This window comes from Nonomuraea sp. NPDC050153 (assembly GCF_044460125.1).
Lineage (GTDB): Bacteria > Actinomycetota > Actinomycetes > Streptosporangiales > Streptosporangiaceae > Nonomuraea.
In genome coordinates, this window is sequence record NZ_JBITJQ010000023.1 from 69,920 (window position 1) to 89,323 (window position 19,404).

Genomic DNA, 19,404 nt, shown 5'->3' on the forward strand with positions numbered 1-19,404 from the left:
ACAACCACAAGGAGGACCCTTGTTCACCGCTTACGTCACGGTCACGATCTTCGCCTCGGTGCTGAACGGCAGCGCCGCCGTGGTCTACCTGATCGGCCACGAATTTCCCAAGGCGCAGGCGGACATGAAGCGTTTGCCGCGGTCGTGGGTGCCGGTGCTGGGCATGATGCTGGCGGCGGGCTCTTTGGGGCTGCTGGGCGGGTTCGCCGTGCCCATGCTGGGGACCCTCGCCGCCGCCGGCCTCGTGCTCTACTTCACCGGCGCGCTCCTCGCGCACCTGCGAGTGGGTTCCCGCAAGCTGGTGAACTGGGGCGGATTCTTCGCCACCGCGGTGGCCGCGCTGGCCGTGAACCTGGCCTACCACTGGTCGTGATCCGTGGGGAGCGGCTCACTCCGTTGCCCGGCCGTCGTCCGGTGGGAGCGGCGATGTGCTCGTCGCGGGCCGCGAACTCCAGATCGGGATGACCGCGGCCGGTGTTCTCCACGATGCGCCGAGCGGCCAGGGACGCCACCCGGCCGATCGCGCACAGGCCCCGGCGATGCGGCCCGGTGCCCGCAGGCCCGAACAACCCCATGCCGGCCCCGGGGGTGAACGAGGGCGCCGTATCCTCTGAACGTTCCGGAATCCGGCAAGCCTGCGGGAGGCGTCGATGTCAGCGCTTTCACGTACCTGGCGGGAAGCTCCGGGCGGGGAGGCGGCGGTGTGGTTGTGGCCGGGCCGTGCCCTGTACGCCGGGCCGTCCTTGCGGCTGGGCCCGCATTCCGGCGCGGTGGCGTGCGTGGCCGTCGGCGTGGACGCGCCCTTCGCGGTGCGGCGCGCACCCGGTGGCGAGTTGCAGGCGCGGACCGCTCTCATCTCGCCACGGGTCCGGCACCAGCTCACGGCGGGCGGCGACCGCATGGTGTTCCTCTACCTCGACCCGGGCTCGGCCGAGGACCGGGCGTGCCGGGCCAGGTTCACCGCCGGCGACCACGGCGTCATGACCGGGCACGAGGCCGAGGCCGGCCTGCTGGTCCGGGCGGCGGCCATCTCCCCACACAGCCCGGACTGGCAGATCGCCGCCTGGACGGACGAGGCCACCGGCCACGAGGCGGCCCCGTCCGCCGACCCCCGGATCGCCGCCGCCATGCGCCGCCTGCTCGGAGCCGACGAACCGTTGCCCGCCGCGCTGCTCGCCGCCGAGCTCAGGCTGTCGGAGTCGCGCTTCCTGCGGGTGTTCAGGGACCGTACGGGCACCTCGTACCGCAGATTTCGGCTGTGGGCGCAGATGCACCGAGCCGCCCGCGCGCTGGCCGCGGGGGAGAACCTCACCCGCGCCGCGGCCGACGGCTACTTCGCCAGCCCGTCCCACTTCAGCACCGCGTTCCACGCGATGTTCGGTCTGCCCCCGAGTGCCCTGCTCTCGCGGCGCCTGACGATCCGGTGCCTGGACCCGTGGCGGTTCACCAGGTGAGCGCCGCCAGCAGCGCGCCGCCGCCGACGGCTTCCACCCAGAAGTACAGCCACGAGGGATAGAACGCCGACGGCCCTTCGACCGACCGCGCCACCAGCCGGCCGAAGGCCATGCCCAGCAGGGACACGGCGACGGCCACGGCCATGCCCGTCCGCATCCCGCCCGCGTCGGCCGCCGCTGCCAGCAGCAGGCCCGCGACGGCCACGCCGAAGCCGCCGTACACGGCGCGGATCTCGGTCCGCGCCTCGACCGAGTCGGCCACGATCCGGAACGGCCTGATCAGCGCGGCGGGCGCGACGAGGCCGTAGACGCCCATCCCGAGAAAGAAGACCGCCACCACAACGATCACGACCACCGACATCAAGGTGCTCCCCTTTGTGTCACGACAGCTTGCCTGGGTGAAGCCAGCCTGCCGCTCGCGCGCCGCACCCGGCTTTCACCGACCCGCCGTCCCGGCGGGCCGCTTCCTGTTCAGCGCGACCGTCGAGCACTTCGAACAGAACGGGTTCACCCGTGTCCGCCAGGTCGGCAAACACGCGTGGATCGTGAGCAGAGTGGTCGATCCCCCGTGATATGGACGGTGTGCGTGGCTGTCAGGTCAGGCCGACTGCCACGCGCTGTCATCGGGCTTGACGGTCTCCTTGAGGAAGACGATGCCGTCGATCATGCCGAGATGGGCCGGGTCCAGCGGGAAGTAGGCGTGGTCCTGCGAGACGCGCAGACTCGGCTGTGAGACGGCTTCGGCCAGGTGGCGGGCGTCGATGAGCGAGCGTTCCCAGGGGAGCGCGGACAGGATGCCCTCCAACGTGTCCGGGGGCGGGACGTCGGTGCCCATCGTGCCGAGGGCCGAGGCCAGGAAGACGTACCGATCGCCCAGGTACGTCCTGGTGATCGCCCCCGCGCTCCACCACTCCAGCCGCTGGTCGCCGAAAGACATGAGGCTCTTGTTCCGCTGCAGGTGGAGGTTGTGGGAGAAGACCAGGGCCGGGCCGTGCTCGGCGACGGCACGCAGGTTGGCGGCCATCATCGCGTCCCGCAGTGCCGACAGCCGGGGCCACCGTGACGGGGACGTGTCGGCCATCCAGTGGTGGTAGCGGAGCAGGCTGGTGGCGGTGCGCCCGTACAGCGCCGCCAGTTCCCTGTCCCGCGCGCTCAACCGTGGCGCCTGCGTGTCGAGCAGGGCCACCAGGTCGTCGGCGATCAGTCGCAGCCGCTGGGCGTCGGCGGACTGGCCGATCGACTGGGACGGATCCATGGCCGAGGCCTCGTTCGCCCACCGGTCGTCGGGGCCCAGCAGCGTGTCGAGGGTTTCGACGGTGTAGGGGAGCGGGCCGTCGAGAAGGGCGTGGAGGGCGGTGAGCGCCTGGCGCGGGCTCGCCGCCCAATACTCCAGAGGGCCGTCGAACCCGAAGAACCTGAGCTTCTCGTCATGCTCCTCGTTGTACGCCCGCATCCAGCGCACGAGCTCGCGGTTGCCCGGTGCCGCGCCGAAGTTGTGGCTGAAGCCGCGTTCCATGACGTCGTCGAGCGTGCCCGCGCCCGTCGTGACGTAGTCGTCGACCACGAGGCCCATGAGACAGTCGCTCTCGATCGCGAACGACCGGTAACCCTCGTGCTCGACCAGATGCCGGAAGATCTCGTTGCGCGACTCGCCCAACTCCCCCACGAAGTGCCTGGCCTCGCCGAGGCCGAGCAACTGGGGCCGGGCGGGAAGCGACCGGAGGAACGCCGAGATGCCCGCGCCGTCGAGCGGACGTGCTGTGTCCTTGATGTCCATGGCTTAAACGGTATCGTTGAACTTTCGATGTAAGCTTTGCCGTGGAATCGCCTGTTCACACCACCGTAGACCTTCAATCGGCGATGAATCCATGAGGTGAGCGGGCCCTGCCCGCCCGCCCGGGCCCTCGCCTTCAGAGTTCGGTCGCCGAGGCGGCCGGACCGCTCCGGCACCAGGTCAGAGCGGCCGCGGTGGCGGAAGTGAATGGCAGGTCTCCTACTCCGGCCGCCGCCGCCTCGTCGTCGGTGCCGACCTGCCTCTGGCGTACCCGCGGCGGACCGCCGGCGGGCGCACGCGGCGTCCCCCGGTCGGCCTCGACGCGTTCACTCAGCCCTGGTGCCCGGCTCCCCGAAGCGTTCGGCGAACGCGGCCCGGTTGGCCGACTCCGGCGACCGGTCCCACACCGCGAACACCACCCGTTCGAACACCCCGCCCTCGGCCAAATGGGCGTGGAAGGCCGCGGCCACGTCTCGCGGGTCGTTGCGGAACACCCCGCACCCCCACGCCCCCAGCACGAGCTGTCGTGCGCCGTGGTGCGCGGCGACCGCCAGCACGCGCCCGGCGCGCTCGTTCAGCGCCTGCCGGATCCGCGGCCCCGCGCCGGGGTCGCGCCGCAGCGCCTGCCCGGCGTTGGGCGCGGGCGAGGTCAGGAACGAGACCAGGTACGGCTCGCTCAGCAGCCGGCCGTGGTCGTCGCGGTGCACCGGCACGTCGGGAGACCAGATGACCCGGTGGCTGTAGAGCAGGTCGGAGGAGGCGCGGTGCGCGGCGTAGTAGTCGGGAGCATTCAGCAGACATGGGTGCAGCAGGCTCGCGCGGCACAGGTCCTCCTCCTGCGCCTTGGCCCCGCCGAGGTAGCCGCCCCCGGGATTGCGGGCCGAAGCGAAGTTCAGCACGGCGATCCGTTCGGCGCCTGCCAGATGCAGTCGCCGCGCGGCCTGGAGGCTGCCTTCCGCGGTGACCTCGAAAGACGTCCGACGGCCTGCGGGGGCCGGGGCGGCGATCGGCTCATCCGGCGGATGACTCACCGTACCGGTGATCGCCGCCTCCAACGCGGCACTCACAGTGACGAGGGTGCCGTCCGCGGCGGTGTAGTGGCCGTCGGCGGCGATCCGCTCGTTCACCGCCGCGATACCGCTCAATCTGTTGCCCACGCGTCCGCATGGTAGAACGAAATCACCGCCGCGATCGAACGATTTGTCGGCGCGGCCATCAGACGATCCGCGCGTCAGCCCGACACCAACCGCAGGACCGCGGCCTGGTCACTGTCCCAGCCGACCAACTGCATACGGACAGGCGGCCGCCCTTCACGGTGACGCGCATCGGCCGAGAGATGGCCATCTCGCACGTGCCGTCCCCACAGGCCGAGTAGCGCTTGCCGTCGGATGCGCGCGGCAGGGGCCGCGCCGACGGGGTGGGCATGCTGGTCGGTGTGCCGGCGGATGGGCCGGGGCTCGGGGGAGCCGTAAACCAGCACGTCTCCGGGACCGGTCCCGAAGGCTTGGCGGGGCGAGGTGCGAAGACGGTGCTCACCCGGCAGAAATGATGGGCCACTCGCGACCGCTGGGCCCTCTTGAGTACGGTGTGCGCGCCTTCGGCCTAACCTGCGGACAGGCCGTCGAACAGCAGGCCGAGCAGCCGGTCGAGGCGGCCGCCCGGGTCGGGTCTCCGCGCCTGCTCGTGTGCCCAGGCGACCCCGAACACCAGCGTGAAGAGCTCGACCGCGGTCAGATCGGCGCGGACCTCCGCACTGCGCTGGGCCCGGATCAGCAGGGCCTCGCCCGCCGTACGCATCGATGCGCACGAAGCGTGCAGGGCTGAGGTCTCGTCCTGGAGGGTCGCCGACAGCGCGGCCGTCAGTCCCCTGTAGGTCGTGCCCGCCTCGGCGAACCGCCGCAGCCACGCGACGAGCGCCTCACGCGGAGAGTCATGGCCGAGCAGGGCATGGGCCTCGGCGCCGAGCACGTCGAACCGCTCGCGCAGGACAGCCTCCAGCAGCGCGTCACGGGTGGGGAAGTGCCGGTAGAGCGTGCCGATCCCGACGCCGGCGCGGGCGGCGACATCCTCCAGCGAGGCGGAGACGCCGTCCTGGTCGAAGGCCGCGCGGGCCTCGGTGAGGAGTCGTTCGCGGTTGCGCCGGGCGTCGGCCCGCATCGGCCGCGCGGTCGTCCCGTCGCCCATCCGCGCCTCCCTTCGTCAGTGTCCGCTCTCCGCCATTGCCAACCGGAGCCTGCCTCCGTATCTTAGCCTACGGATAATCGGAGGCGTCCTCCGATTTGGTGTGATCGAGGAGTGATGGAGATGGACATGGGGGAGACGCGCGACAGGCTCGGCGGGTTCGGAGTGTGGATCGCGCCGATGACGCTGCTGCGGACGCCGGTGCCGGTGCAGCGCGAGCAGTTCACCCGGATCGAGCGGCTGGGGTACGGGTCGCTCTGGACCGGAGAGCCGCCCGCCTCCTCGCCGGTCGGAGGACGGGAGGTGTTCGCCCAGCTCGCCATCGTCCTGGGCGCGACCGAGCGGCTGGTCGCCGGCGCGGGCATCGCCAACATCGGAGCGCGCCATCCGGCGGCGATGCACGGGGCCGCAGTCACGCTCGCGGAGGCCCACCCCGGACGGCTCGTCCTCGGCCTCGGCGGGCAGACGGGCGAGCGCCCGCTCACCCAGCTTCGAGACTATCTGGACGCACTGGACCAGGCCGCGGCCCGCCTCCTGCCCGAGGTCCGCTATCCCCGGGTGCTCGCCGCGCTCGGCCCCAGGGCGCACCGGCTCGCCGTCGACCGGGCCGACGGCGTCCATCCCTTCCTCCAGCCGGTCGAGCACACCGAGATCGCCCGCAAGGCGCTCGGGCCCGAACCGCTGCTCATCCCGCACCAGGCCTTGATCCTCGATCCCGACCCCGGTTCGGCCCGGGAGCGGATGCGTGCCCTCCTGCGCATGGGCCAACGCAACGTCGAAACCCCGTACACGGCCAACTACCGCAGACTCGGCTACGGCGACGACGACCTGAGGGACGGCCGCAGCGACCGGCTCATCGACGCCACTTTGGCCTGGGGTGACGAGGACGCGATCGTCCGGCGCCTGCGCGCGCACCGCGATGCCGGGGCCGACCACGTCCTGCTGCAGCCGCTGGCCGACGATCTCCCCTCGGCCGTCGACCAGCTCGAACGGCTCGCACCCCGCCTCCGGTGACACCGGATCCGGGGCGGGGGCAGGTTCGCGCGCCGCTCCGGCCTTTCGGCTGAACGTGTCCCGCCCGAGCATGACCGATCCGCGGCGCGGGCGGGCACGGTCGGCGCTCACGACGAGGCCGGGATGACAACGACCAACGACCCGGCGTAGGCGTCATACATCCCCGCGACGGCGGCTGAGGCCCCGTCATAGCGTCGCCGCGGGCCCGCCGCAGTCGGTGGCGCCGCGGGCCATCCGGCGCGGCGGTCGTCCATGGCGGAGCTGGTGGCGGACTGGCAGTGGACAGACTCCTCGTTCGCCGCTAAGGTCTCAGAACTGAGTCAGTCAACTAACTCACTTGATGGGGCTGAACCATGATCGCAGTTACGGGATGACCGGCTCGGTGCGGTCCTTCCTGGCCGAACCCCTCGTGGCCACGCTGACGACCCTGCGGCCCGACGGGTCCCCGCACGTGGTGGCGGTGCGCTTCACCTGGGACGGCGACAGGGGAACGGCCCGAGTGCTGACCGTCGCCGCGTCGCGCTCTGCCAGGTCGACGGGTTCCGCTGGGTCACCCTTGAGGGCACCGCGACGGTGTCCGACGATCCGCGGCGGGTGACCGAGGCCGCCCGCCGCTACCTCCGACGCTACGGTTCGCCGCCGCCCGCGCCGCCCGGCCGGGTCGTGATCGAGATCGCGGTGGACCGCACCATGACACTCAACACCTGAACGGATCCGACATGCCTTTTCAGAACGTGCTCGACTCCACCATGCACCACCGGGAGCTCGGCACCGGCGCGCCGATCGTGTTCCTGCACGGCAACCCCACCTCCTCCTACCTGTGGCGCAACGTCATGCCCGCCGTCGGGCACGGCCGTCTCCTGGCTCCCGACCTGATCGGCATGGGCGAGTCGGGCAAGCCCGCCATCGACTACACCTTCGCCGACCACGCCCGCTACCTGGAGGCCTGGTTCGACGCCCTCGGCCTCGACGACGTGGTGCTCGTCGGCCACGACTGGGGCGGCGCGCTGGCCTTCGACTGGGCCTCCCGCCACCCGGACCGGGTACGCGGGATCGCCTTCACCGAGGCCATCGTCAAGCCGATGAGCTGGGATGAACTCCCCGAGGACGGCCGTGACCTGTTCCGGGCGATCAAGACCGAGGGCGTGGGCGAGTCCATGATCCTCGACGAGGACGCCTTCCTCCGGCAGGGCCTGCCCACCACTGTCACCACCCCGCTCACCGAGGAGGACCTGGCCGCGTACACGAACCCGTACCCGACCAGGGAGAGCCGCCTGCCGCAGCTGCGCTGGGCGCGCTCGCTGCCGCTGGGCGGGGAGCCGGCCGACGTCGTGGCCAGGATCGAGGCGTTCGACCGGTGGCTGGCGACCAGTGTCGAGGTGCCGAAACTGATGGTGGTGTTCCGTCCCGGTGTCGGCACGATGTGGACGGAGGAGACCGTCGCCTGGTGCGCGGAGAACGTCGCCGCACTGGAGATCGTGCGGCACGAGGAGGTCGCCGGGCATCACACGCCGGAGGACCAGCCCCTGGCCATCGCGGCGGCCATCGAGAGCTGGCCGGCCGAACTAACGGGCTAGCTCGAACTGCCAGACGACCATCGACGGCTCGCCCGTGGCGGCCGCCCGTGCCGCCTCGGGCACCATGTCGCACAGGGCCCACGGCCACACCTCCCACGGCCCCAGGCTCTCGGTGGCGGCGGGCACGGGTGCGCCACCGGATTCGAGCACCGGTTCCTCGCAGCGGCGCACCTGCAGGCCGGCCGCCAAGGCGGCGCGGACGTAGTCGCCGATCGGGTGATGGTACGTGGCGATGCGGGCCGGTCGCCCGTCCGGCAGGCGTACGCACGGGATCACGCCGCGCGCCACCCCGGCGGGATGGATGTCCGAGACGACCACGTGCCCGCCGGGCCGCAGCACCCGGGCGAACTCGGCCAGCACCGGGTCCAGCACGGGTACGTGTGTCAGCGCCAGGGAGCAGACGACCAGGTCCACGGCGTCGTCGGGCAGCGGCAGCCGATCCAGGTCGCCGAGGCGGAAGTCGCCCTGCGGCACCCGCTCGCGGGCCCGGCCGAGCATGTCGGGCGAGCTGTCCACGCCGAGGACCCGGTGCCCGCGGCCGGCCAGGCAGGCCGCGAGCCGTCCGGTGCCACAGGCGGCGTCCAGGGCGTCGCCCGCGGGCAGCGCGTCGACGATCTCCCTGATGAAGGGCTCGTCGAGGTCGAACGCCGTATTGGGACCGTCGTACGTCTTCGACCACACGCGATAGCCCTCGACGGTGTCCACGCGGGCGACCTCAACGGCGGCGTCGGCCAGCGTGTGGTCGTCGAGAAGCTTGCGGATCTCGGTGAGCCGCGCCTCGACGAACTCGCGGTCGTGCTCGCCTCTGAAGGACCGGAGCAGAGCGACGCCTTCCAGGCCGAGCAGGTAGGCCAGGGGATGCTCGTAGATCATCGGCGTAAGGCTAGTGACGTGCCTCAGGCCGGTGCCACCGAATTACGGCTCCCGTACGCCGAAAGCGCACCGGCATGCGCTGACCGGACCTCGGCATCTGGCACGTCAGGGCGGGTTTCGACACCGCGAACCGTACGCTGAAGGGCACGTCGGCGACGATCGCCGACGCGGTGCAGCCGACGACGAGTCCGGGCATCAGCGCCTTCATCGGTATCGCCTTCGGTGACCTCGCGTTCGGCCGAGGTGTTCGCCGCCGATGGATCGTCGCGGCGGTGGCAGCCTATGTGGAGGGCCGAGGGGCCGTTGACCGGTTCCGCCACGTCGTTCGCCCAGATCAGGCGAAGCTGAGCAGGGTGATCGACGGGCGCAGATCGCGCGGGCCGGGCAGGACCGCGATCTTCCGGAGCGTTCTCGACCGCCACGCCTTGCGGCCGGGTGGTGGCTGCAGGTCTTCGGCGGTGGCCACGCCGGGGATCTGCGTGGGCAGGCGGGCGGCCTCGGACACCGACAGACCGAACGGCATGGGTGGCGCGGTGTAGCGGGCCGACAGGCGATAGCCCTTTAACGTGCGGTTGCTGAACAAGGCGGGTATCGAGTCGAAGAACAGCCGCCCGCCGGGGAAGCGCGTGGCGCACTCGGCGATCAGGGACATCACCTGGTCGCGTTCGAGGTACATGAACAGACCCTCGGCGGAGATGAACACGCCACGCGCCGGATCGGGGACGTCCATCCACGTGCGGTCCAGCGCCGAGGCCGGGATCGCGGTCATGCGCGGTTCCGGGGGGAGCAGGCGTCTGCGCAGGTCGATGACGGGTGGCAGGTCCACAGAGAGCCAGTCGATGTCGGGCCGCCCCAGGCGCCAGTAGGTGGTCTGCAGCCCTTCGCCGAGGGAGACGACAGTGGCGGCGGGATGCAGCTCCAGGTAGGCGCGGATGGCGAGGTCCAGGGCGAGGGCGCGCATCGGATGGCTCTGGCTGGGTTTGCCGAACCGCTCGTAGTCGTAGTCGATCCTGCGGTAAAGGCGCTCCGCCAGCGGGTCGTGGAACGCCGAGCCGGGGTGCATCGACTCCTCGGCGCGGTTGCGCAGCGTCCACAGACAGGTGGCCGCCACACCGTCCAGGGCCGCACCGTCGATCTTGCCATCGGTCATACCCGCTCCAGGTGAGTTAGGTGAGGCTTATCTTATTCCGAGGGCGGCCTTGTGGCCCGTCCATCCGACGAGCGGTTGTTCATCTCAGAGCGGGCGATCTTGTCGCCGTCCATGCCTTGCTGGTGATCCCGCTATCCGATCTCGGGCGGGGCCTGGGAAGACGGACTGCCGAACCAATGGCCGGCGGCCCGCTCGAACGCTTCACGATCAGGGGTGCGATCACCGGCCCAGGCGACTATGCCGTCAGGCCGGACGAGCACGGCGCCGAATCCGAGGTCGTCTCTCGCCGGCCCGGCCGCGTACCGGATCCGACTCGCCCAGCCCATCGCCGAATCGTGCAGGCGTCGGTCGACGCTGAAATCGAGCGCGACGCCTCGTCCGTCCTGCGTCAGGTCGCCGAGGCGAGTGCCGTCCTCAAGGCGAAGGTCCGGGGCGTTGCGGCCGACCAGCGGCTGCTCGCTGCCGAGGTCGTAGCGGATCGACGACCCCGACACCTTCTCGAACACGTAGGTCGTTCCGTCACGGGTCCCGAGCAGGTCGCGAATCAACCCCTGGATCGTCTGGGCATGCGAGCCCGGCCGCATGACCGCCGTCTGGGCGCGCGTCCAGTCGAGCACCCACGCGCCGATCGGATGGCGCTCGCGGGTGTAGGTGTCGAGAAGCCCGTCCGGCGCGTGCCCGTGCACGGTCGCCGCGAGCTTCCACCCCAGGTTCATGGCGTCGCCGATGCCGAGGTTGAGGCCCTGCGCTCCGAGGGGAGAGTGGATGTGGGCGGCGTCGCCCGCGAGCAGGACGCGCCCCTGCCGGTAGGTCGTCGTCTGCATCGCCCGATCGGTGAAGCTCGAGGCGAGATGGACCTCGCTCAACGTCACGTCCGTGCCGGACACACGGCGCAGGACCGCCTGGAGATGTTCGCGGGTCGGCCGCTGCGAGCGATCGAACGCGCCGCCGTCGAACTCCATCATGCCGACGTGCCCGTCCGCGGGCATCTGGAGGTACATGCCGGTCGGCGTCAGATTGAACCCGGGGCCCAGCTTCCCGGGATCGGCGATGGCGGCGAGCGCGACGTAGCCGGTGAACTGCGGCTCGGTGCCGACGAAGTCGAAGCCCGCGAGCCCACGCACCGCGCTGCGCCCGCCATCGCAGCCGACGAGCCAGCGCGCCGCGTACTCGTGCTCGCCGGCCCGCGCGACCACGATCTCATCGTCCTGCGCGATGGCCGAGACCGTGACGCCGCGTCTGACCTCCACGCCGAGCACGGCTGCCCGCTCGGACAGCACCGTCTCGACCGCTTCGAGGTTGGTCATCACCCCCTCCATCACCGGGCTGGGAAGCCGGAACGGCAGGGCGGCGACGTCGACCTTGGCCGGATCGAGCATCATGCCGGCGAAGTGGCCCACGCCACGAGGGGGCGCCGGCTCGTCCGCGCCGGGATCGTCGTCGACACCCGACGCCTTCAGCAGCGGGTGCAGCATCCCGCGGCGGTAGAACGCCTCGACCGACGCGGCGGACAGGCCCCGCATCCCGAGCGGGTCCGCCTTCCACGGGGAACGGGGCTCCGGCTCCCGCTCAAGCACCAGAACATCGCAGCCCGCGAGGCCAAGCTCGCAGGCAAGGAACAAGCCGACCGGGCCGGCACCCACGATCACTACGTCATGCACGAGAACTCCCCTTCCGAAGCTCGCCATCCGATTCTCTTCAGGCACGCCAAGACTGACGCGGGCCGCTCACACGGGGCACACGCGGCGCTGACACGTCTCCTGCGACGCGTTCGAGCACCCGGCGCGGCGTGACGGGAAGGGCCGGCAGCGCCCAGGAGCAGAGGAGGCCAGGCATCGCCCTGGTTTGGGGACGCGAGGGCACGTGCGCGAAGATTGGGAGATGGACGGGGGTGCGCGGCTGCGAGTCACGCTGCTCGGCGCCTTCGAGGTGTCTCGTGGTGACGCCGCTCTGCCCGTCGCGGGTGCGCGGTTGCAGGGTCTGGTCGTACGGCTGGCGCTCGCCGGCGGCCGCGCGGTCGAGCCGGGCGCCCTGGTCGACGCGATCTGGGCCGAGGACCCGCCGGCCGGCGCCGCCCACGCCCTGCAGGCCCTCGTCTCGCGGTTGCGCCGGGCCCTCGGCTCGGCCGGCGACGTCACGCAGGTCGCGGGCGGTTACCGGCTGAATGCGGACGCGGCCGACGTGGACGCGCTGCGGTTCGAGCAGCTCGCCGCCGCAGGCCGTGACCGCCTGCGCGCCGGCGACCCGACTGCCGCGGCGGCGCTGCTCGGCGAGGCCGTGACGCTGTGGGGCGACCGTCCCGGCACCGAGCCCACGGCCGTCGCCGCGGTGGCGCCCGCCGCCGCGACCCGGCTGGCCCACGCCTCGGTCGAGGCCGTCGCCGACCTCGCCGCCGCCGAGCTGTCCCTGGGCCGCGCCGACGCGGCCGCCACCCGCCTGACCGCCCTGCTCGCCGAGCACCCCGCCCACGAGCACGCCGCCGCGCTGCTCATGGACGCGCTCGCCGCCCAGGGGCGCCAGGCCGAGGCCCTGGCCCAGTACGAACGGGTCCGCGAAACCCTGGCCGACGATCTCGGCACCGATCCGGGCACCGCCCTGCGCGAACGCCACCTGCGCCTGCTGCGGGCCGAGCGGCCCGCCCCCGCCGCGCGGACCAGGCCGAGCAACCTGCCCGCGCCGCTGACCAGCTTCATCGGCCGCGACGCCGACCTCGCCCGGATCGACACGCTGCTCGCCGCCGGGCGCCTGGTCACCGTGCTCGGTCCCGGCGGCGCCGGCAAGACCAGGCTCGCCGTCGAGGCCGCCCGCCGCCACCGCCACGAGTACCGCGACGGCGCCTGGATGATCGACCTCGCCTCGGTCACCGAGCCGGCCAAGGCCGGCGCGGCCGTGCTCGCCGGGATCGGGCTGCGCGGCGGCGCGATGTTCGAGGCCCGGATGCGGGTCGAGGGCTCCGACCTGGACGTACTCGTCGACCAGCTCGGCGGCCGGGAGAGCCTGCTGCTGGTCGACAACTGCGAGCACCTGATCGACGCCGTGGCCCACCTGGTCGAGGCACTGCTGTCCCGATGCTCCGGGCTGCGCGTGCTGGCCACCAGCCGCGAACCCCTCGCGGTCGACGGCGAGGCGCTGGTGCCGCTCGGCCCGCTCGCGCTGCCCGACCCGGACGACGGCGTCGAGCAGGCCCGGCGGGCGACGTCGGTACGCCTGTTCACCGAGCGGGCCGCGGCCGTGCGCCCGGGCTTCGACGTGGACGAGACGACGCTGCCCGAGATCCGGCGGGTGGTCCGCGGCCTGGACGGGATGCCGCTGGCGCTGGAGCTGGCCGCGGCCCGGCTGCGGACGCTGTCTCTGCCCGAGCTGGCCGACGGGCTGTCCGACCGGTTCCGGCTGCTCACCACCGGCAGCCGTACCGCGCTGCCCCGGCACCGCACGCTGCGCGCGGTCATCGCCTGGAGCTGGGAGCTGCTGAGCGAGCAGGAGCGTACGGTCGCCGAACGCGTCTCGATCCTGCCCGGCGGCGTCACGCCGGCCTCGGCCGCCGCGGTCTGCGCCGGCACCGCAGTGCCGGCTGCCGAGATCCCCGAGTTGCTCGCGGGCCTGGTCGACCGGTCGCTGCTGCAGCTCGCGCCCGACCCGGGCCGTTACCGCATGCTGGAGACGCTGCGCGAGTACGGCACCGACCGCCTGGCCGAGACGGGCGGCCTCGGCACCGTCCGCGACCTGGCCGCCGGCTACTTCGCCGAGCTGATGGCCCGGCAGGACCCGCAGCTGCGCGGGCCCGGCCAGCCGGCGGCCATGCGCGTCATCAGCGCCGAGTACGACAACGCGCTGGCCGCCCTACGCCGGCGGTGCGACACCGGCGACGCCCCCGGCGCGGTCGCTCTCGCCCTGAACCTGACCTGGTACTGGCACATGTTCGGCCGGCACTCCGACGCGGCCTACTGGCTGGGCGAGGCACTGGCGGTGCCCGGCGGCGAGCCGACGCCCGATCGCGACTGCGCCCACGCGATCCACCTGATCAACCGGATCGGCACCCGGCAGGGGACGACCGCCGAGGAGACCGCGGACGAACAGGCGCAGCTGCGCGAGCTGGCCGACCGGCTGCTCGCGTACCCGGAGCTGCCCGGCGCATACGGCGCGCTCGCCGCGCTCCCGCCGGCGTTCCTGGAGAAGAGCACGCTCGCGATCATCGAGCGCCTGGCCGACGGCGACGATGTGTGGCTGTCCGGGCTGGCCCGCATGTTCCGGGCCCAGTTCGCCGAGAACGCGGGCGAGCTCGACAGGACGCGCACCGACGTGGAGGCCGCCCTTGCCTGCTTCCGGCAGGTCGGCGACCGCTGGGGCCAGGCCACCGCGCTGCCGATCCGCGCCCAGCTGCGGCAGTACGACGGCGACCTCGACGGCGCGCTGGCCGACCTGCGCGAGGCCCGGTCGCTGGCCGGTGAGTTCGGCTCGTTCAGCCTCGGCGACGAGGTGTTCGGCGACCTGCGCTGGATCGACCTGCACCTGCGGCGCGGCGACACCGACCTGGCGATCGCGATGATCGACTCGGCCCGGGAGCGGGCGCTGCGCGCGGCCTCGCCGGAGATGCCGGCCCTGGTCGACGCGTGGGAAGCCGCCCTCCGGGTGCGGCTCGGCGACCTGGACCGGGCACGGGAACTGCTCGAGGACGCCGAACGGGGTCTGCGCGGCGACACCACGTTCCCCGGTGACCACGCGCGGGCGCTGGCCGGCGGCGTACGGGCCGCGCTCTGCCTGGAGAAGGGTGACCTGACCGGCGCGGAGAAGGCGCTGGAGGAGTCGTACGCGGCGGCGCTGGAGACCCGGGACCTGCCGATCCTGTCGCTGGTGGCGGTGAACGTGGCCGCGCTCGCCGAGGCGCACGGGCGGCAGTACGAGTCGGCCGTCCTGCTCGGCGCCGCCTCCCGGCTGCGCGGCGCTCACGACCGCACCGATCGGCAGGTTCGCGAGCTCACCCGCCGGGGGCGGGCCGCGCTGGGCGAGGACGCCTTCGCCGCGGCGTACGGGAAGGGCTGGGAGCTGGACGGGAGGACGGCCGCGACCGAAGCCGACCCGGCCCGGCTGCGCCGGGAACTCAGGACGGCTCACCCGGATCCCGAGTGATCCAGCCGGGCGCCGCATACGCGGGGCCGGCAGAGTGCATCGGCTCTTCGCTTCCCCGCGTCCTGTCCCGGGCTCTCACTGTCGTCAAACGCCGTGGTAGTGCGGCAGGTCGAGCGGTGGCACCGGGAAGCCGCCTTCCGTCGACTCTTCGGACAGGTCCTCGAACTCGGCCTCGACCTGAGCCTTCCGGGCCTCCTTGCGCCGCTGGTTGACGGTGTCGAACCGCATCCAGATGGCCAGCCCCGCGATCACGACGAGCCCGGTGACCCCGAGAGCGATCATCCGGGTCTCCTCGTAGAGCACCACGGTGCGCACGCCGGCCACGAGCAGGATCCACGCCAGGTTGACGGGGATCAGCACCTTCCAGCCCAGCGACATGAGCTGGTCGTAACGCACGCGCGGCAGCGAGGCCCGCACCCAGATGATGAAGCTGAACGTGAGCACGAACTTGATGAGGAACCACAGCACCGGCCAGTAACCCTGGTTGGCGCCCTCCCACCAGGAGATCGGGATCGGCGCCCGCCAGCCGCCCAGGAACAGCGTCACGGCTATCCCGGAGGCGGTGAAGGTGTGCAGGTACTCGCCCATCATGATCAGGGCGAACTTCAGCGACGAGGAGTACTCGGTCTGGAAGCCGCCGACCAGCTCACCCTCGCCTTCGGGCAGGTCGAACGGGATACGCGCGGCCTCGCCGAACATGCAGACCACGTAGATCAGGAACGACGGGATCAGCAGGAAGACGAACCAGGTGTCGCCCTGCGCCTTGACGATCTCCGAGGTGGACAGCGTCCCGGCGAACAGGAAGATGGCCACGAACGACAGGCCCATGGCGATCTCGTACGAGACCACCTGCGCCGCGCTCCGCAGACCGCCCAGCAGCGCGTACGGCGAACGCGACGACCACCCGGCCAGCACCACGCCGTAGACCGACACCGCACCCATGGCCAGCATGAACAGCACCGCCACCGGCAGATCCACCATCTGCAGCGGCGTCCGCACGCCGAACAGGTTGACCATCGGCGCGAACGGCACGATCGAGAAGGCCAGGAAGGCCGGGATCACCATGATGACCGGGGCCAGCAGGTAGAGCACCTTGTCCACGGTCCGCGGGAAGAGGTCCTCCTTCAACCCCATCTTGATCGCATCGGCGACCGACTGCAGGAGGCCGAACCTGCCGGCCCGGTTGGGCCCGTACCGGTTCTGCATCCTGGAGATCAGCTTGCGCTCGAACCAGACCCCGAAGACGACCCCCAGCCCCAGAAAGCCGAACAACATCACCGCCTTGACGATGGTGATCCACAGCGGGTCCTTGCCGAAGTCGGCGAGGGTGGGATCGGCCGCGAGAACGCCTGCCATGACGTGTTGCCCCTTCCTGCCCCGGCACTCGTTCGGTCCGGAGCGGAAGGTCACGCTAACCGGTGAGCCGATCGGTGTATTGAACGAATGCGAACAGCTGTTTCGGCGTCATCTGCGCCATCGCCCGGATCTCGCGGGTGAGGTGAGGCTGGTCGGCGTAACCGCAGGCGACGGCCTTCTCCAGCGTGGCCGACGGCCGTCTCCACGTGTCCAGGGTCCGCTGGAATCGGGCGATCCGGGCTACCGTCTTGGGCAACAGGCCCACCACCCGGCGGAATCCGAGCTCGACATAACGACGGCTGACGCCCAACTCATCGGCGAGGGAGGCGATGGTGGGCGGGCCGGCCGGCTCCTGCAGCCGCCGCCAGGCATGCATGATCAGGCCGTCGGGGCCGGTGTCGGGGCGCAGCCACGCCGTCAGCCGCTCCTCCAGCAGGTCGAAGCGGTCCGCCCAGCTCGCCGCCGCGATCAGCCGGCCGGTCAGCTCCTCGGCACGGGCGCCGAGGAGGTCGCCCAGATGCGCGGTCGTGCCGGCCACCTCGCGTACGTACGTCCCCGTCAGCGCCGCCATCCCGGCCGGGGTGAGCCCGGCCACCACCCCGTGACGCCACGGCGTGTGGGCCGAGAACGTCGCGGTGGCCCGGGGGCCGGTGACGATCGGGCCCATGCCGGTGAAGTCGATGATCAGGGTGGCGGCGTTGAGCGGCAGCATCCGGCTGGGGTGGGCGTGCTCTCCCGCCCGGGTGCGGAAGCCGGCCCACCCCAGCACGTACGGCCGCAGGTGCGGCGGCGACCTGCGGGTGATCATCTGGTACGGCTCCGCCTGTAGCTGCGTGGGCAGCGAATGAATCGCCATCACACCGGCAAGCCTGCCCTGGTCTCATCGATCCCGTGGCACCTCGGCGCTGCCCGGGAGACAACCGGTGCGAGCGGCAGGAGCCGGTGGGTGACCGGCGTCGCGAGCAGACCCTGGTCGGCGCCGATCCGGACCAGGTCGAGCGGGCGCCCGTCGTCGCTGACCGCTTCGAGTTCGCAGTGGCGGGCGTTGGGGGATCCGATGGCCCGCATTCATGGGCCACCTCTGCCCGCCGCCGTCACAATCCGAGGGGCTGAATCGTCGGTAACCATTGAGACGCCGGTTTCACCGAAAGGCGTCCCGACCCGAGGAGAGGCGACATGTCAACAGCTCAGGAAGCACGCAACAAGGAGACGTACCACCGCTTCCACGAGGCCGTCAACAGCGGCGATCTGGAGGTCATCTCGAAGGCGATCGACGAGTTCATCCACCCGGACGGGCGGTTCCACGCGGCGGAGTGGGCTGACGTGACCGCGGTGCAGGCGCAAAAGCGCGTGTGGGAGATCCTCCTGCGCGCGTTCCCCGACATTCACGTGACGCTCGAGGACCTGGTCGCCGAGGGAGACAAGATCGTCGCACGGCAGACGGTCACCGGGACCAACTCCGGCGAATACCGGGGCATGCCCCCGACCGGCAGGTCCGTCACCTACAACGAGATCTTCATCGCCCGCTTCGCCGACGGCCAGATCATCGACGTCTGGGGAGTCGTCGACGTCTACTCACAGCTGCGGCAACTCGGCCTCATCCAGGCGTAGTGCCTCGGAGTCCGGCCGAGGCCGCGCTGTTCGTCCCGGCCACCCGCTTCGAACTCACGCGGTGCAGGGTGTGAGCCTATGGCTTGACCGCGCGGGAGGCATGGACAGTCGCCGCGGATCCGCCCGCGCCGGTCAAGTGGCCGTTCCGGTCGGGTGTCGTGGGTGGGGCGGGGTGCCACGACCAGGGCGGCGACCGAGCTGGTTCACGCGAGCAGGAGGGTGGCGAGCATCGGCCCGCAACGCCACCTCGGCCGGACGCCCAGCCGCTCGACGCTCGACGCCCCGGTCGCCGGAGCGCGGTGTGCGGGCGCCGGGTCAGCCCGTCGACGGCCGGTCCTGCCGCGGGTCGGCCAGGGTGTCGCGGACGCGGCGGAGGAGCGGGCCGGTGTTGTCGGCCCGCCACACCAGGTGGAGCGTGGTCGTGGTGCCGGCCAGCCGGCGCGGCGTCACCCCGACGCGGCGCAGCGCCCGGTGTGAGTCGGCCAGAACGGCGGCGCCGAATCCGGCCGCGACCAGTGCCAGCAGCGTCTGGCTGCTGCGGCCTTCGGCGCCGACGCGCGGCACGACGGCGGCCTGGTGGCACAGGGCGATGATCTCGTCGTAGGAACGGGGTGAGACCTCGCGTGGCCAGATGACCAGGGGGATCTGGCCGAGCGCGGTCAGCGGGGCGGGCTCGGGCCCGTACGCGAGCGGGTGCCCGGCGGGCAGGAACAGCGTGAGCGGCTCGTGCCACCACACCTGCGTGGTCAGGCGGGCGTCGCGGGCGGGCAGCCGCTGGACGGCCAGGTCGCACTGCCCGCTGAGCACGGCATCGGACATCTCGGCGTCGTTGAAGCTCTCCTGCAGCCGCAGGTCCACGCGGGGCAGCTCGCGGCGCAGCCGCCCCAGCGCCGCGCCGAGCGGGCCGTTGATGCCCGAGCCGGCGAAGGTGACGGTGAACCGGCCCGACAACCCCTGCCCGGCCAGCCGCGCGTCGTCGAGGGCGGCCTGCGCCTCGGCCAGGACGGTGCGGGCCCGCCGTACGAGGGCCTCCCCTGCCGGGGTGGGGCGCAGCCCGCGCCCGGTACGCAGAAACAGGGCGCCACCCACCTGCCGCTCCAGCTCGCGCAGCTGGCGGCTGAGGGTCGGCTGCGTCATGTGCAGCCGCCGGGCGGCGCCGCTGAGGCTGCCTTCCTCCTCGATCGTCACCACGTACGTGAGCAGCCGCAGTTCCATCCCATACCTCCCAGGCATGGCAAGTATAGGAAAGGTGCGCGCTCAGGCAGTCCTCGGCTCGTTCCGGCGGCA

20 protein-coding genes are annotated in these 19,404 nt (G+C 71.9%); 8 read left to right on the forward strand and 12 right to left on the reverse strand.

The window, feature by feature from the left end:
• Window positions 1–19 precede the first annotated feature (19 nt).
• Window positions 20–373, forward strand: coding sequence for a DoxX family protein (locus tag ACIBQ1_RS40420; RefSeq protein ID WP_397285428.1), 354 nt, complete (start codon window positions 20–22; stop codon window positions 371–373).
• Window positions 374–650: 277 nt separating this feature from the next.
• Entirely contained in the window at window positions 651–1,454 is an 804-nt protein-coding gene (locus ACIBQ1_RS40425; protein WP_397285429.1) for a helix-turn-helix domain-containing protein, read from the forward strand.
• Here ACIBQ1_RS40425 and ACIBQ1_RS40430 read toward each other — a convergent pair.
• From ACIBQ1_RS40430 to ACIBQ1_RS40450, 5 genes are all read right to left on the reverse strand, one after another.
• On the reverse strand, window positions 1,444–1,809 hold the full coding sequence (locus tag ACIBQ1_RS40430; RefSeq protein WP_397285431.1) for a DUF4345 family protein: 366 nt from the start codon (window positions 1,807–1,809) through the stop codon (window positions 1,444–1,446). The genes ACIBQ1_RS40425 and ACIBQ1_RS40430 overlap by 11 nt on opposite strands.
• Before the next feature lie 25 nt (window positions 1,810–1,834).
• A complete protein-coding gene (locus ACIBQ1_RS40435; protein WP_397285433.1) occupies window positions 1,835–1,990 on the reverse strand; it encodes a hypothetical protein in 156 nt (51 codons plus the stop codon).
• A gap of 62 nt (window positions 1,991–2,052) precedes the next feature.
• A complete protein-coding gene (locus ACIBQ1_RS40440) occupies window positions 2,053–3,231 on the reverse strand; it encodes an erythromycin esterase family protein (RefSeq protein ID WP_397285434.1) in 1,179 nt (392 codons plus the stop codon).
• A gap of 323 nt (window positions 3,232–3,554) precedes the next feature.
• A complete protein-coding gene (locus ACIBQ1_RS40445; RefSeq protein ID WP_397285436.1) occupies window positions 3,555–4,385 on the reverse strand; it encodes a TIGR02452 family protein in 831 nt (276 codons plus the stop codon).
• A 445-nt stretch (window positions 4,386–4,830) separates the two neighbouring features.
• The gene (locus tag ACIBQ1_RS40450; RefSeq protein WP_397285438.1) at window positions 4,831–5,412 is read right to left on the reverse strand and encodes a TetR/AcrR family transcriptional regulator; all 582 of its coding nucleotides are present in this window, start codon (window positions 5,410–5,412) and stop codon (window positions 4,831–4,833) included.
• Window positions 5,413–5,538: 126 nt separating this feature from the next.
• Between ACIBQ1_RS40450 and ACIBQ1_RS40455 the strand changes: the two genes are divergently transcribed.
• From ACIBQ1_RS40455 to ACIBQ1_RS40470, 4 genes are all read left to right on the forward strand, one after another.
• On the forward strand, window positions 5,539–6,423 hold the full coding sequence (locus ACIBQ1_RS40455) for a TIGR03620 family F420-dependent LLM class oxidoreductase (RefSeq protein WP_397285440.1): 885 nt from the start codon (window positions 5,539–5,541) through the stop codon (window positions 6,421–6,423).
• Between the two features lie 370 nt (window positions 6,424–6,793).
• The gene (locus ACIBQ1_RS40460) at window positions 6,794–7,021 is read left to right on the forward strand and encodes a pyridoxamine 5'-phosphate oxidase family protein (protein WP_397285442.1); all 228 of its coding nucleotides are present in this window, start codon (window positions 6,794–6,796) and stop codon (window positions 7,019–7,021) included.
• Window positions 6,997–7,131: a hypothetical protein gene (locus ACIBQ1_RS40465; RefSeq protein ID WP_397285444.1), complete on the forward strand. Its 135-nt coding sequence runs from the start codon at window positions 6,997–6,999 to the stop codon at window positions 7,129–7,131. The genes ACIBQ1_RS40460 and ACIBQ1_RS40465 overlap by 25 nt, the downstream gene beginning before the upstream one ends.
• Before the next feature lie 11 nt (window positions 7,132–7,142).
• Window positions 7,143–8,000, forward strand: a complete 858-nt coding sequence (locus ACIBQ1_RS40470) for a haloalkane dehalogenase (protein WP_397285446.1) — start codon at window positions 7,143–7,145, stop codon at window positions 7,998–8,000.
• Here ACIBQ1_RS40470 and ACIBQ1_RS40475 read toward each other — a convergent pair.
• From ACIBQ1_RS40475 to ACIBQ1_RS40485, 3 genes are all read right to left on the reverse strand, one after another.
• Window positions 7,989–8,873 (reverse strand): class I SAM-dependent methyltransferase, encoded by an 885-nt coding sequence (locus ACIBQ1_RS40475; RefSeq protein ID WP_397285448.1) that lies wholly within the window; start codon window positions 8,871–8,873, stop codon window positions 7,989–7,991. The two genes, ACIBQ1_RS40470 and ACIBQ1_RS40475, sit on opposite strands and share 12 nt — an antisense overlap.
• 334 nt (window positions 8,874–9,207) lie before the next feature.
• Entirely contained in the window at window positions 9,208–10,023 is an 816-nt protein-coding gene (locus ACIBQ1_RS40480; RefSeq protein WP_397285450.1) for a class I SAM-dependent methyltransferase, read from the reverse strand.
• Window positions 10,024–10,154: 131 nt separating this feature from the next.
• Window positions 10,155–11,684 carry an FAD-dependent monooxygenase gene (locus tag ACIBQ1_RS40485; protein ID WP_397285452.1) on the reverse strand — a complete coding sequence of 510 codons (1,530 nt, stop codon included), beginning with the start codon at window positions 11,682–11,684 and terminating at the stop codon, window positions 10,155–10,157.
• 220 nt (window positions 11,685–11,904) lie between these two features.
• Between ACIBQ1_RS40485 and ACIBQ1_RS40490 the strand changes: the two genes are divergently transcribed.
• Window positions 11,905–15,150 carry a BTAD domain-containing putative transcriptional regulator gene (locus ACIBQ1_RS40490; RefSeq protein ID WP_397285454.1) on the forward strand — a complete coding sequence of 1,082 codons (3,246 nt, stop codon included), beginning with the start codon at window positions 11,905–11,907 and terminating at the stop codon, window positions 15,148–15,150.
• Window positions 15,151–15,234: 84 nt separating this feature from the next.
• Here ACIBQ1_RS40490 and nuoH read toward each other — a convergent pair whose 3' ends face one another.
• The 3 genes from nuoH to ACIBQ1_RS40505 are packed head-to-tail and all read right to left on the reverse strand — an operon-like array spanning window position 15,235 to window position 17,574.
• Complete coding sequence (gene nuoH / locus ACIBQ1_RS40495; RefSeq protein ID WP_397285456.1) at window positions 15,235–16,506, reverse strand: NADH-quinone oxidoreductase subunit NuoH; 1,272 nt, start codon at window positions 16,504–16,506, stop codon at window positions 15,235–15,237.
• A gap of 55 nt (window positions 16,507–16,561) precedes the next feature.
• Window positions 16,562–17,362 carry a helix-turn-helix domain-containing protein gene (locus tag ACIBQ1_RS40500; protein WP_397285659.1) on the reverse strand — a complete coding sequence of 267 codons (801 nt, stop codon included), beginning with the start codon at window positions 17,360–17,362 and terminating at the stop codon, window positions 16,562–16,564.
• Window positions 17,362–17,574: a hypothetical protein gene (locus tag ACIBQ1_RS40505; protein WP_397285458.1), complete on the reverse strand. Its 213-nt coding sequence runs from the start codon at window positions 17,572–17,574 to the stop codon at window positions 17,362–17,364. Before ACIBQ1_RS40505 ends, ACIBQ1_RS40500 begins: the two co-directional genes overlap by 1 nt.
• A gap of 108 nt (window positions 17,575–17,682) precedes the next feature.
• Between ACIBQ1_RS40505 and ACIBQ1_RS40510 the strand changes: the two genes are divergently transcribed.
• Entirely contained in the window at window positions 17,683–18,117 is a 435-nt protein-coding gene (locus tag ACIBQ1_RS40510) for an ester cyclase (RefSeq protein ID WP_397285460.1), read from the forward strand.
• A gap of 315 nt (window positions 18,118–18,432) precedes the next feature.
• Here ACIBQ1_RS40510 and ACIBQ1_RS40515 read toward each other — a convergent pair whose 3' ends face one another.
• Window positions 18,433–19,332: a LysR family transcriptional regulator gene (locus tag ACIBQ1_RS40515; protein ID WP_397285462.1), complete on the reverse strand. Its 900-nt coding sequence runs from the start codon at window positions 19,330–19,332 to the stop codon at window positions 18,433–18,435.
• Window positions 19,333–19,404 lie beyond the last annotated feature (72 nt).